Annotated in this window: 9 protein-coding genes, 1 tRNA gene and 1 pseudogene; 8 read left to right on the top strand and 3 right to left on the bottom strand. The window is 52.6% G+C overall.

Annotated elements, in window-relative coordinates; genetic code table 11:
• From BM026_RS29535 to BM026_RS27100, 8 genes are all read left to right on the top strand, one after another.
• Window positions 1-1,493: DUF637 domain-containing protein (locus BM026_RS29535; protein ID WP_175507981.1), on the top strand; the 1,493-nt coding region annotated here is incomplete at its 5' end.
• On the top strand, window positions 1,493-1,774 hold the full coding sequence (locus BM026_RS27130; RefSeq protein WP_083205641.1) for a YrhB domain-containing protein: 282 nt from the start codon (window positions 1,493-1,495) through the stop codon (window positions 1,772-1,774). The genes BM026_RS29535 and BM026_RS27130, both read left to right, overlap by 1 nt.
• Before the next feature lie 398 nt (window positions 1,775-2,172).
• Entirely contained in the window at window positions 2,173-2,703 is a 531-nt protein-coding gene (locus BM026_RS27125) for a hypothetical protein (protein ID WP_093530721.1), read from the top strand.
• A 136-nt stretch (window positions 2,704-2,839) separates the two neighbouring features.
• Window positions 2,840-3,244 (top strand): hypothetical protein, encoded by a 405-nt coding sequence (locus BM026_RS29070; protein ID WP_139217586.1) that lies wholly within the window; start codon window positions 2,840-2,842, stop codon window positions 3,242-3,244.
• Between the two features lie 403 nt (window positions 3,245-3,647).
• Window positions 3,648-4,043, top strand: coding sequence for a hypothetical protein (locus tag BM026_RS27120; RefSeq protein ID WP_093513164.1), 396 nt, complete (start codon window positions 3,648-3,650; stop codon window positions 4,041-4,043).
• Window positions 4,044-4,140: 97 nt separating this feature from the next.
• A complete protein-coding gene (locus BM026_RS27115; protein ID WP_093513163.1) occupies window positions 4,141-4,320 on the top strand; it encodes a hypothetical protein in 180 nt (59 codons plus the stop codon).
• Between the two features lie 136 nt (window positions 4,321-4,456).
• Window positions 4,457-5,038, top strand: coding sequence for a tetratricopeptide repeat protein (locus BM026_RS27110; protein WP_093513162.1), 582 nt, complete (start codon window positions 4,457-4,459; stop codon window positions 5,036-5,038).
• 884 nt (window positions 5,039-5,922) lie between these two features.
• Window positions 5,923-5,995, top strand: a tRNA-Asn gene (locus tag BM026_RS27100).
• A 93-nt stretch (window positions 5,996-6,088) separates the two neighbouring features.
• On the opposite strand, the gene BM026_RS27095 is transcribed toward BM026_RS27100, so the two are convergent.
• The 3 genes and pseudogenes from BM026_RS27095 to BM026_RS27085 form a co-directional block, all read right to left on the bottom strand.
• Complete coding sequence (locus tag BM026_RS27095) at window positions 6,089-10,201, bottom strand: Tc toxin subunit A-related protein (RefSeq protein ID WP_093530717.1); 4,113 nt, start codon at window positions 10,199-10,201, stop codon at window positions 6,089-6,091.
• A 12-nt stretch (window positions 10,202-10,213) separates the two neighbouring features.
• The gene (locus BM026_RS27090) at window positions 10,214-13,426 is read right to left on the bottom strand and encodes a Tc toxin subunit A (RefSeq protein ID WP_093530715.1); all 3,213 of its coding nucleotides are present in this window, start codon (window positions 13,424-13,426) and stop codon (window positions 10,214-10,216) included.
• A gap of 214 nt (window positions 13,427-13,640) precedes the next feature.
• Window positions 13,641-13,936, bottom strand: a pseudogene (locus tag BM026_RS27085) (zinc-binding dehydrogenase); the annotation flags it as partial.
• Between the last annotated feature and the right edge of the window lie 14 nt (window positions 13,937-13,950).

The following is a 13,950-nucleotide window of genomic DNA, read 5'->3' as shown; positions in this document are numbered from 1 at the left end:
AGGAAATTCACGAGAGTTTCAAATACAGCAACTCCGGACTTGGTCCTGCGTCGCAGATCATTATCGCGATCGTGATGGCTACTGTCGTAGGGCCTATGGCTGCGACTGCGGCGGGTGGTGGTGGTGTCACGGCGGCGGCGGTGGGGGCTGTTGCTTCAGGTGCCGCGACTAATGCAACCGTCAGCGTTATCAATAATCGGGGCAATCTGGGGGCAGTGTTCAAGGACGTCACCTCATCGGATGCGATTAAGGGCTACGTGATATCGGGCGTGACGGCAGGCCTGACGAAAGGGCTTTTCGATGGTTGGACAGGCACGCAGACCAATCCAAACACAGGGGCCGTTATCACTTCGCCAGCCCTCAACACCTGGACCGGCGTTGGCCAGTTTGCGGCGAACCAAGCCTTGCAGAACGGTACGTCGACTTTGCTGAGCAAAGCGCTCGGACAAGGTGGTGACTTTGGTGATGCACTCAAAGGCGCATTGTTCAATACATTGGCTGCAGCAAGTTTTAATGCCATTGGCGACTACACCCATGGGGTACTGACGGAAGGCTACCCTCCTAAAATTGTGGTTCATGCAATGGTGGGTGGCTTGCTCTCTAAGGCCACAGGCGGGGACTTCAGAACGGGGGCTTTGGCAGCCGGGATCAACGAAGCTCTAGTCGTTCATCTGGACTCTTTGGTTAAAGGCGATAAGACCCTTTTGTCCATGAGTTCACAGATTGTGGGAGTGCTGGCAGCGGCTTCGCAGAAGGATGCTGATGCGAAGTCGATCGAGAAGGGTGGCTGGGTTGCGAAGAATGCTACGCAATACAATTTCGGGGAGCATCTTCCGGCAGGATTGGCGCAGTACGGGCAGGCGTCAACTACCCTCGCCGAATACATGCAGAAACAGGGGTATTCTGCTGAAGAAGCTGCGCAAGCGCAGTTGGCCCTTGCACAAGGTCAAGGTTTTGATGGGCCACAGCCTGCGAATGAGTTTGTGAAGGCGTGGGCCATGTTCATGGCCGGAGAGCTGACAGGTTTAGGCATTGCGGCAGTTTTAGGTAAGATGGGATTGTGGGGTACAAAAGCGACAGGCGTTGCGGATGAAACTGCAGGTTCAATTAGGAACGTAAACCCAGGTTATCCAGATGCTGGACGAACCCATAACTGTGTTAATTGTTCGATTGCTACTGATGCAACACTTGCAGGTAACCCAGCATCTGCATTGCCGATAAATTCCACCAAGGGTGTTCCGTTGACAGTGCTGGAGAAGCAATATGGCGCTAAGTTTAGCGGTGTATCTTCAACCGAGACTATTACCCAACACATGCTCGGTGGCGGGGACGGCGCGCGCGGGATTGTGTTCGGTTCCTATGGTCCAGGTCAGCCAGGCCATGTTTTCAACGTGGTTAATCAGAATGGAGTTATCCGATATCTAGATGGGCAGACTGGGAAGCCAGCTAATATGAATAATTTTAAGACGCTACAGTTGCTGAGAACTAATTAATGATTACCTATGAGAGTGCGCTGGAACGAGCTAATGCGTATTTAAAAGACTCAGATATTCCTCTGCAGTTAACGCATGAGGGAGAGTTTTCTGATGGATGGTTCTTTTGCTATCAATCTAAAGAATATTTAGAGACAGGGAGTTTTTCGGCTCAGCTGGCTGGAAATGGACCGTTCCTAATTGATAAGGAAACAGGAGAGCTTCATGTTCTAGGGACTGCCAAGCCTTTAGAAGAATATCTAGAACAATATGTGACGAGCAAGTTAAAAAGACAAGGTTGATTTGTTGGTGCAAAAGGAATTTCAATAACTATAAATGGACTGCTGTTGAAGTGGTTGAGCAGCTGAATGTAAAAACGGCGTGGATGGCCCGCCAAAGCAAATTATTTGGAATGTTGTGGATAAGGGGTAAATGGGCTCTGATCCCAATTAGTCGCGTTTCTCTGATGAAAGTTGCGGCTCATGTTTACTCTGCATTCTTTCCTGATGATGGAGGCAGTGCTTTAATGTCTGCTGAAAGATTAGAAGATCGCTACTCAAAGAAGTCTCCAGTCTAGTTTAGGACGTTTATTTAAGATAAAAAAGGGGGGCGGATTTGTTTGTTATATATTTGCTAGTCTGAATAGAAAATAAATCTGTCCCATTTTTTAGTCGGTTCTTGATAGCTTTGGGTTGAAGTGATGAAAATTTATCAGGGAAATATTTCTAAAGAATCGTTGAATCTGTTTGTTTCAGATATTGGCGCTGGGGAGTTCTTTTCATATGTAGGAAACTTGGTTTCATTGGAACAAGCAACTTCTGTTTTAGGGTTGCTCTCACCTGATTTTATTGAGACGGATGGCCACATTTTCTGGCTGCCTAACGCTCAGCGATACGACCTGAAAAAAAATCATTTAAAAGGTTTGGTCGAGACCGAGTCTGGTACTCTGGAGCAAAGTGCTTCGCGTAGAGACGTTGAGCGATACAGAAATATATTTTCAATAAATCAGTTCTTTTCAAAGTGGGAAGATGCACCTGGTCGGCCCGTATTTAAAGTTGGTCTATCGGAAGAAGGCTATCGGCTTTGTCATTTATTCGCTGAGCAGGTCAGTAGATATTGGAGTCGCGCATTATTAGACTCTTTTCCAGAGAGGGCATTTCAGTTTGAAATTGCTGACGATCTCCTCGATGAATATGGCGTTTGCCTGACCTTCTGGCAACAGGATATTTAAGAAAAGGAGACGGATTTTTTTATTCATTTGCTAGGCTGTAACTTTCGGTAAATGGGGTCTGACCCGAATGGCACTATGATTTGGTAAGGCAACAGCTTAATAAGAACTATGGCGGCTCTGTAGATAAGGCTAGAAAATGATTGAAAAAATTAAATTGTCAAATCCTAGGCAACTGCTTGATCTCGATCAGTTGTTGCCTGGTGGTGGTGAAAATAGATTTGAGATGTTTTATTCGGGAACAACTCTTGACTTGGATGTTTATTATGATGATGAGGATTCTAGTGTTGCAGAGGTTAAAAAGAGTATTCGTTTCTTAAAGGTTTCATATTTTTTAAAGCAGCCATTTCCTGGTTATAGTTTTTTTAGTTGTAAGGATGATGGTGATATTTCAATGCTTGGGTCTCTTGTTGAATATGGATATTCAGATATTATAGCCATGCAGCAGGGCAAAGAGCTTTCAGGTGGTGACAAACATTATAGGCTGTTTCTGCATTCTGTAGGTGTTGCGTTATATGTAGTTGCAAAGTCAGTAGAGATTTGAGTTTGTGAGGCGGTAGTTGTTATGGTTAGAATGATCTTGCGTAATTTAAATATGGTTATATGACTTAGGGTCTTGGTGCTAGAAGTAGATGGGGCCGCCCCTGAGGGGGGGGGCTGGTTAAACACAGTGTCAGATCCTGAGGGGGCAATACTAAAGGCGAATTAATGAGTAGGTATAAACTTACGCCCACGATAACGACTTACGATCCGAAGGTTCTGCCGGATAGCAGAGTGGCTGACATGTCTAGTCGAGCCGCAGTCCAAGCCGAGTCTATGTTCAAATCCAATCCAGCGATGAGAGAAGCTAGTATTAAAATTAATGGATATCACTTCCAGGTGACAGGTAATAGCAAGACTGGAGAAATAACAAACTCCTTTATCACTATGCCGCCGAGGACAAACTAATGGCTAGCTTAGCTTGGCTTGAGAGCCTCAAAGAGTCATTTGCTTCAACTGGTCTGGATTACGAAGACCTTTATGGATTGATAGAGGCTGCTATGGTGAGTGAAAAGACTAATTTTCCAGCGTTTATCTATGACGCTTCGCGAGGAGTTGGCTTCTCTGTGAGTGAAGGATTTTTTTACTCTCTTGATCAAGACTGGGACTATCCAGAAGATTTCAGTGAGGTCAGTTTCTTTCTGGGCGAAGTAGAAATTTCAAGTCTGCCAGTGGCTGACTACGTTTCTCTGATGAACGTTGCGGCTGATGTGTACTCTACTTTCTTTCCTAATGATAGGGGTGGTGTTCTAAGGTCTGCTGAAAGATTAGAAGAACGTTACTCAAAAAAGTCTCCAGTCTAGTTGGTGGATGTTTATTCAGGATGAAGATGCGAGCAATCTACCGGCAGTGCAGTGCTTTCATCCATTGTGAGCGGGGTCTGACCCTGAGGGATCCGTTGTGCCTGGCAGTGACCTACTGCTGCTTGAGGATTTTTACGAGTTGGATTTTAATGATGTGGATGATGAGTTTCTGATTATTGAAAATGGTGAATATATAGAGGGTATCAGCTTTATTACCGACTATAGAGCACCATTGGAGTGTGAGTCTAATCAGAAGATCGAATATATCGGTGCATGACTGGTCGTTTCAATAGAAGAAAGTTTTGAACCAAGTATGCTGGGCGATAAAATAAAGAGTTTAAAGGGGGGCAGCCCGCGCGCAGTAAATGGCGGCTGACCCTGAGGAGTCCCGTTATAGTTGTTGGAGAGTAGCTGTGAACGAATCTGATTTTAATGATATTAAGAAACAATTGATTAGGTACCTCTCAACCGGGCTTGTCGAAAATGCAATTAAATATTTCAAGGCCCGCTCGCACTTGCTGTCTGAGTCTGCATGTGCTGAATGTTTAGGTGATATATGTTTCTATCAGCGTGACTTTGCCCAGGCTATTACGCATTATGAAGTCACTACCCAGTTGGCCCCTGATCAAGTCATAGCTCGATATCTTTTCCTTGCAGGCGTATCGAATGAGCGTGCGTCAAATGTTGTCGACGCATTCAAGTATTATCAGGCCGCCATTGAAGCCGAACCTACATTTGTCGATACGTATCTTGAACTAGGTGCGATGTTAGTTAAGGTGGGAGATCTTGAAGGCGCCTTGCAGTGTTATGAGGATGCTATGGAAATAAAGCCTACAGACTTGGCTATTCATGTAAGTCTGGTGTCGATTTTGGGGGAGCTTCACAAGCGCACTCCGGAAAAATATGCTGATAAGTATTTAGGGGTCAACGCGGAAACTGAAAAAATTAAGCATTCCGGAACGTCGACACCCTCGAACCATCACGCTGCGTGGTAAGTGAAATTGATAAAGGGGATCCTAAACGGGGCGGATTTATTGAGTTTGAGGTAGGTGACGAAACGAATCGAGTGATGATGCTGTATCTAATTCGGGCCGACAATCGCCTCGCGCTGAATGGCGGGCTCATGGGGTAAACGGCGTCTGACCCTGAGGGATCCACTAAAACCACCGTATATCCATTGATGTAAGGAATAAGATGAATATTCGTTTTTTTTGGAAGAATCAACTGGGGTAGCAATACCTTGGTGTTGCACGGATGCGTTGGGGCCTGATGATGTAGATATTCTTGCTTGCCTATTGATCGACGATGGGGGGGGACCTTTTGTCGAAACTATTCCTTGGCTAGATGAGGGCCTTAATAGATTGAGAGCAGTGAGGCGAGAGGATGAGGTCTCCACTGAATGGGCCCGCGATGCCTGGGCAACCCATATTTCGAAAAGTGGAGTTAAAATTTATTCACTTTATGATGAGGACTTCTCAATAACTATAAGTTTGGATGACTTCGAACGGGCTTTACGCGGTTGGAAGGACTTTCTCCTGTCATTGTAGGTAGGTAAGGCTGCTGGATAGGGCGTCAGCAAACGAGGTCAGCTCACGACTCCATTCTTTGGTGGTTTAGTAATTTTAAATATAGTCTGTCCTTAAGTACTGTAGCTACGAATTGCCACAACTTCGAAATAACGCCATCTGGAGGTCGAACCGCTCAGACACGCATTGTAGGTGATCCGGTAGCTGACTGCCGCCGCCTCCTTTTCCTACAAGTCATTGCTTTGCCACGCTTTGACAACCCAATCCAACCCGACTAACTTTCCTGGCGTGACGCATTCATGCGACCCACGCTATGCAGCTAACCTATTTTCTGCGCCACATTTCGTCGTGGCCCCAGTGCGCCTAACAGCTAGCAAGTGACTGTTAATCATTGGGTCCCTGGTTCGAGTCCAGGTCGTGGAGCCAGATAGCGACATAAAGAGAAGCCTGCAGAGATGCAGGTTTTTTTTGCCTTGGTTTCTCCTTGGCTATCAACGCGTCCAGTCTGGCAAGCCGGTACTAGGGCTGTGAAACTGTGGCGTTGCGAGGCACGGCTGCTTGGCGAATCGTGTAGCGAATATGCAGGATAACGTCCGTCAGGCTTATCAGTAGCTCGCGTTGACGCGTCGTGGCGTTCGGAAATGACAGCACGAAGACGCCCTCGTTGATCGGTATACCTTCGAACGGGAAATACTTGCCGTCATTGAAATCAAGTTGGAACTGGCCATTGTCATCAAGCCCGTGGGACAACGCTATCGCCTTGCAGCCGTCAGCGAGCGAATGGGTGGAGGCATACTGAAGCACTGCCTGGACCTCCTGGTAAGGGCCAAGCACCACCGGTAACGACACGCTCAGCGTCTTGATCTGGCGCAACGTGCCCAAATTCAGTGCGCTGGGGTAATCATCGTTTATCTGCATGGTATTCAAGTTGAATTTGATCGCCAGCAGGTCGCTCGCCAGGCTTACCTCGATCACCTCGGGTTTGCTGGGCGAGGTAACGTTGTTGAGCAGGTCGCGTACTACGTGACTCATGGTCTGCTTCGACAATTGCTGCAGGGAAACAGTGCGTTGTACCTCCAACGTGCGGCGGTCCCAGTCCAGGTATCTGTTTTCAATGTGCTGAAGGTTCTGCAGCAGGCCTTCACCCGCCAAAAGGCCCTGATAGGTGTCGCTCCAATTGCCCGGGCGCAGATACGCCGTAGTATCGCCTGTTTCCCATTGATAACTGCGCTGTGCGCGGGCGCAGACATCGACGGCCAAATCATAGAGTTGGTAATACAGCGCCGCGAGGCGGCCGGCCTGCCAGTTGAAGAGCGTCTGGCTGTTGAAGCGGGTGCTCAGCGTATCCAGGACCGCTTGGTTATAGGCCTGTTCCCGTTCTGTTTGCGCCGACTGTTTGTTCGCCATGGTGATCTGTTCCGTTGCTGAAAGGATCTGCGCGTCCAGTTGGGCAATGTCATGCGCGCTCTGGTCACGCAGGGCCTGCCACTCTTCGCGTCGGCGTGCATATTGCTCGGAAGCCTCGAGTTTGTTGGCTTTGCCGTTGTTGGATTGCGCATCCAGCTCCAGCACCTTTGCCGCCGCTTGGGCCAAGCCGCCAAACTCCTTGTAGCCGATGCCGTAGGCCATGCCAGCTGTGAAATGGGTTGGGATCTGGTTTAAGAGGGCCGCGGTGGTGGTCAGTGCGCCGGCGCTGAGTTGTTTGTCATTGGCGCTGGTGCGCAAATCCATGGCGCGTTGTTCGTTGTCGGTGATATGCCGGTCATACAAACCCTTGTAATGCAGTTGACGCTTCTTAACGCCGGCTAGGCTCGCCTGCAACGAGGCCAGGTTGTGTTCCAGTGACGCGATGTTCGCCAGATGCACTTCGTTGGCCATACCCAACAAGGCGCCCTGTTGGGTCTGTTGCAGTACCCCCAACGCATCGGCGTCGCGCCGCTCCAGGATGCCCTGCAAGTTGCTGCCAAACTGGATCACCTGTTGCACGGCCGTACGGGCGCGCTCCAGCAACAGCGGGAAGCGTTGGCTCCAAAGGCCCAGGCCGGCCATTGAGGGCGCCGGGTCGCTGCCATCCCCGGCTTGACGGGCCTGCTGCAGGGCGGTGGGGGAGACGGGTTCTTCGAACAGCCGCAAAATCAACGGCTGGCCGTCAAGTGAGAGGTTATTGCGCAGGTTGAACAGACGCTGCTCCACCCGCCGCCAGTAATCCAGCAAGGCGTCATCGAAGGGTGCCTTGAACGGGCCGTTGGTCACTTGGATCTGCCCAACCAGGCCGGGTGCCAGTGCCTTGGGGTTGTCATCGAACAGCTTTTCCAGGCGTTTCAGTGACACGCTGTTTTCGACACTCGCCTGACCCAGCGTCGGATCAGCCCAGTTCAGCAGCAGCGGCATGGCTGGCCGCTTACCCAGCAGTTGCAGGGCCTGGATATACCACATCTTGGCTTCGGTCAAACTGTCACGGTTTTGCTGGCGGTACAGATGGTCGCCCCGTGCGAGCAACAGTTCCAGCCAACGCAGGTACACGGCCAGCTTATAGTGCATGGGGTCGTTGGCGGCGATCAGGTCTGGGTCATAGGTGTTTTCCGGCGAGGAAGTGTTCCAGGTGGTGTCCTGCTGCAATGGCTGGACGTTCCAGAAGCGCGGTGTGCTGCCGATCATGTCGAGACTGCCGTCTTCCTTGCGATAGCCGGCGGGATTGAAAATGCGCTTGAACCAGCGCTCGGCCTCGTCGAAACGCTGCTCGGCCAGCAGCCGATTGGCGATCAGGAAAGGCACGTGGAAAAACAGCTCCCAGGTATATTGGCCTATGCCACCTTCGAAGCGCATGGGGGTATTGATGATTGTGCCGCCCCAATTCGATCCACTCGGGTCGACAGGGATGGCTTGCGTGTTCCAAGAAAGCAGCACGTCGGTGCCTTCCTGCATCCGTTGTTCCAGTAGCGGCCCTCCAAGGGTCGTCATCACATGCTCGGCACCGCCGTTGGTTCCGTTGGATCGTAGGTGAAAGATTTGACTGTGTCCCAAGCGCTTGGGAGAAGTCACCATCCACCAGTTGACGTTCGGCGTGAAGTTCGTGATTTTTGCGGGTTGATCGAAAACCGCTCGCACGAGAGGGACATCGTAGACAATACGCTCACTGTATTCGGGGAAGGTAGTTATCAAAAATAACCTAATCGTTATACCGTGATTCGACGCTATGACTTGCTGGCTATAACCTGTTGGCAAACGCACTCTTTTATTTGCATTCGTGCGGATCTCTATAGACGAATATAGAGGTTCAATGCCGCCGCCTTTTGTCAATGTAACAAAGTACGCATGGTCGTCGTGATTCTTGGGGGTAGATGTAAAAGACAATGCTCCACTCGTTATTCTAAAGTCAGTAAGAGTGGCGGTGTTGTCCTCGGCTCTCGCTGATGCCGCTACCGTCAAGGTATCAATCGGGGGAGCCAAGCGAGCTTGGTATTTAAGTGGTGGAAACACTGGGTAGTTGGTATGCGTGGTGACGGATTCAATGTCATAGTTAAAATTGAACTCCCACGACTTACCGGGCGAGTCGATATGTTGTAGAAGTTTGTTTAAAAGACATAAGTAGCGCACGTTGGTGTTTGTTTCCTGTTGAACGAAAAACACACCCAATGGCCGATCTGCTGAGCTCCCTTCCTCTCTTAGTTCTGCTGCAAACAAACGTGTAGGGCTGACGAGATCCGTAGAAGGAATTAAATGTTCCAATGGATAGCTACGCTGCGCCCATTGACCATTTGCCTGCAACGAAGCGAGGTGCAGCTCCCACGAGACAATTTCCCATGCCCGCACATCGTTTTCCGAACTACTGGCTTGATCAACCTGCAGTTTACGAATCTTTTTGTGTAACCACATCACATGGACCCGGTGATTGAAGTACACAATCGCTGGATCACCTTCTGCTTTGATAGGCACTTGGATCCTGGACCACTCACTCCAGGCCACAGGATTACGCAATCGACCGTTGACTCCGCCGCTGCTGCCATCAACATAGCGCCAGTAGTAGTCGCCATCCTGATCAAGCGAGCGACCCAAGAAATAGACCGGTGTGTCGCTCACATCCGGCTCGGCCTGGTAGGCGCTGAACGACCTGATATCCAGCACAGCCCGCAACTCCCCCACATAATCGCGCATCGCCTGCTCGACCCGCTCTTCGGTCACCCGTCCCTGGTTGATGGTCTGCTCCAGGTTTTTGAACAGCGTGGTCTTGCGGTAACGCAGTGCCGGGTCCAGATAACTGGCCGGGTAGTGCAGCAAGAGTTGCAACCCGGCCCAAGTGGCATAACGCTTGTTGTAGGCGTCCCACTGGTCCAGGTAGCGGCCGGGGCGCGAAGCCTCTGCCATGGCGGGTAGGCTGACGCCGGGTTCCAGGCACTGGCGACAGCGATGGATATACAGCTGAACGCTGGCAATCGCCTCGGCAATCCGGCTGGTCGTGACCTGGCCGCTCACCTGCGGGTCCAGCAGCAGGTACTCGTAAAGGTCGTCGGCCGTTTTGATGTTTGTGGCGAGAGTACCCAGCTCACGATCAGGAATGACGTACTGCAGGTAGTAGCTCACCAGCGCATCGCGCTTGGTTTGGTTGAGCGAGTTTTCCAATGCGCTATTCATGATGCCTCCGGTTCAGGCGTGGGCAGCGGCAAGGATATTGGCAGCGAATTGTTCAAGCGTATTCTGGTCGGGTATCAGTCCGGCCAACAGATCCAGGAGGCTCAGATCCGTCGGGGCCTGGCCCAGCTTCTGCCCCAGTTGCATGCGCGCGACGAGCGGGTACAGCTCACGAAAGCTCCTGGGCGAGACGCCTAGTGATTCCATGCAGCCGAGTACCTGGATTTTGTCCCAGCCATGTAACAGCGCAAGCTCCTGTGCTATGTCCGCGGGCGCCGTCCACTCGCCGACCGCAGCGCGCTGCAAATACCGCCGCCCTTCGGCCACCGGCAGTACCAGCAATTTCTGCCAGTGCCGGTAGCGTGACAGCAGCAACAGCAATGGCAGGTCAGGAAGCGGCGGCAATAATTCGCCGGTCAGCAGCGAACGGGAAGGGCGCGGCATGATGAGTGCCAGGTCCTGCTCGCTGAGTTGCGCCCAATGGCACAGCAGGGCGAACTGGGCAATCAGGTTTGCATATTGCACCAACTGTGGGAGATCAGATTCCAGGGTAGATAACCCCCGCACCGGGCTACTGTAATAGGCTTGGATCTGATTCCAGAAGGTCAACACCGAGTAGCCGGTAAATGCCGGATTCATGCGAGCGGCAACGGCATCCATCCATTCGATCAGACGCAGGGACGTGCTCGGTTTCAAACCAAACTGCGCACCGATGTGCCGACACAGCAGTTCGAACAGCGCCTGCTCGCTGCGAGTATCACCGGGTTGTCCACTGAGTGTGCTGTAGATGTTCTGCAAAAAGCCTTGCAGCTCCGGTGTCGCGACCTGGCGGTAGTCGCGAGAGGTCATCACAATCAGACGGGCGGCATCCAGACCTTCGCGCCGCATCCAGTCCACCAGGTAACCCGTGCGTTCCAACGCCGCGAGCGCTGCCCCCACCGGACGCTCTTGCTGGCTGAGACTCTGAGCGATCACTCCCGGTGCATCCAGCAGATTCCACAACTGCAATGCTTCGTCCGGAGCCAGCCCAAACAGGCGTGGGATCGCCACCAGCCGATAGAGTGCGTCTACATGCGTTATATTCAGGGTGGGCAGGACATAGCCGATGGCGCCCCCATTATCGATGACTCCAGGCAGCAAGCGGGCCAGCATGATGAGCACATCGGCACTGATGCCCAACCCTCGGCACAATATGGCGCGTGCCGCCTGTGAAGGTGCGTCGTCGCGCGGTGGCGACAGGAACAGGCGCGTACTGAGAAAATCGTCGTTTCCAAACAACTCCCGGAAAAACGACTGCTCGCCCGGGCGGTGGTAGGTGTTGATCGAGCCGATACACGCAACGAAGGCATTGACGGAAAAACCGTAGCGTTCACGCAGCGGCAGGTAGACGGCCAAGGCTTGGAGTGGCCGGGTCAACGGGTAATCGGAGAGGTTGACCGCCGCCGCCACGATCAACCAATCGAGCTCTTCGAAGGTTATCCCGACGCGCCGCTGAAGCCGGATCACGCGATTGAGCCGTTCCAGATTTTGACCATGACGGTTGTACAGCCTGCTGGTCGCCGGGTTGTTGGCAGGCGGCGTCGCGGGGTGCCCTGCCCGTGTTCCTACGTACGCATACAGAGGGGGGTAGGGGTTGACGTCACTATCCCAGCCGTGAATGTAGCGGGCGCCGTACTTCTGCGGGGCAATCAACGGCCACTCCAGGGAGATTGGGCCGTTTGATACATATTGCCGAGGCCTGGGTCGGTAGGGGGGGGAATACCCAAGAACAAAGGTTAGAACAAAATCAGATCGGCTCAGCACTCCTGAGTCGATATCCAAGGTTATTCTCACTTCTCGCGTCACTCCTGCCGGCGTGCCGTTACTCCAATGGATCATGGGGTCGTCACTCGTGACCGATTCGTTTCCCCAGCGCATTTCAATAAAGAGTGACGCATCGTCCATATATGAATAGGTGACGGTATGCCGGGCATTTACCTGAGCCACCCAAGTAATCTGATCAGCCTCCCTATCTATTCTCATGTCGTAGATCGTGACTAAAGAATAGCCACCATCATCAGGCGAGTGATCGATCCTTAGTTCTACCGGTTTACGGTATTCGAGTGTGCGATCGCCCACATCTCTCTGAATGGCACCCACACCCAGTGCCTGCATCAACGTCTCCTGGTCCAGCTGAGTACGTTCCAGCAAGGACCGATCCTTCTGGATCGCTGTAATAGCGGCCTCCGACCCCACATGCGTCATGTCCGCAATTCGGCTCAAACCGTAGTATCGCCCGACTGTGGCCTGGGTGTTCTGCATGCCCTGCGTCAGTATCCCGAACTCCTCAGGCGATAACGCCAGCCGATCGCGCACGCAGCCCGGGGTCAGTACTTGGGTGATCCATGCATCAAAGGGGATAGATGAGAACGCGCGCGCTTCGTTATCGCCCAGCGTGGCCCATATTTCGGCTTGCGAACTCTTCAAGGCAGCCAAGCCCTGGCGGATCTGCTCGCTGGCATGGTTGTAAGGCAAGATCATCGGAAAAACCTTGGTACGCAGCTGTTCCTCGGCATCCCCCACCACGCCTTGCTCCAATACCTCCAGGATCAGGGTCAAGGTGGATATTTCTTGGTTCAGGTGGGTGTCACTCAACGGCAGGCGATTCAGGTCGGGGCGCCGCTTGTCCAGCTGCAAGCCGTGGGTGGCGGGATGCAACGGTTTGGCGACCCGGTACAGCGTCGTCAGGTAACTGCCAGGGGAAAACAGCGAGCCCACCGAATCGGGATGGGCATAGAGCAGGTTCCGGCCGAACCAATCTTGATAATTGCCGCTGGAGCCGATGGCGCGATCCAGCCACTCGGCATCATAGGCAATGCCCAGCTTGGCGATGGCCTGGGCGATCGGCTCGCCGCGTGCGGTCAACTGGCGATGCAACCGGGTCAAGGCTGCGGCGTGGGCTTCGGCCTGTTCAAAAAACTGTTGCGCCGCAGCCCGCTCGCGCTTCGCGGTTTTCTTTCCCAGATAGTTGGATATCGTCTCGGCACGGCCCTTACGGACGACGTCGAACACTGACTCGTAGCCCCGCTCGGCCAGTTGCTGGCGAAACGCTTTGATCTGCGCCACATCACTCTCGGGGGGCGGGGTGACTGCCGGTTGCGGCTTGTCTGCTGTCTTTACTGTCTTGCGGATGCGTGCGGGCGGCTTGGTCTTCGCTGCAGTAGCGCTGGGTGCGCTTTTCTTTGCCATACGTTTCTCCTGACGTACAACATTGCGCACACCGCGGTGGACCGTGCATTTAGTGGGTAATATAAAGTAATAGACGATTTGTTTAAGAGAGCAAGACGAGGCCGTTTCTGGTCCTTCACTTAACAGTAAGCCTCACCGGCGTGTTCTTTATGAACCGGCAGCACGGCGATCTCGTAAATCATGGCGTTGCTTCCTGAGTGGGCACGACGGCTATCGCGTTCTTGCCCCAGGCCTGGACCAGGTTCCGCGGCTGCGCTATGTCCATGATCGAGGCCGTGAACGCGTGTGGCCGCCGATGGTATCGAACACCACATCAACGCCGCGCCCGTCCGTTTCCCGCAGGATGGCGTGAACGTAATCTTCCTTTTCGTAGTCGATGATCACATCGGCGCCCATGCGTTGTGCGAACTCAATATTGGCTTCACGCACGGGGGGGAACACCCTGGCGCCGATGGCCTTGGCCAGATGGATCGCCACATGGCCGACTCTGCCGGCGCCGCCATGTATCAGAGTTTTGATCCGCC

The organism is Pseudomonas sp. NFPP24, from assembly GCF_900112095.1.
Classification (GTDB): domain Bacteria; phylum Pseudomonadota; class Gammaproteobacteria; order Pseudomonadales; family Pseudomonadaceae; genus Aquipseudomonas; species Aquipseudomonas extremorientalis.
The sequence above is the reverse complement of the archived record's forward strand: the minus strand, read 5'-3'. Positions and strand labels throughout refer to the sequence as shown.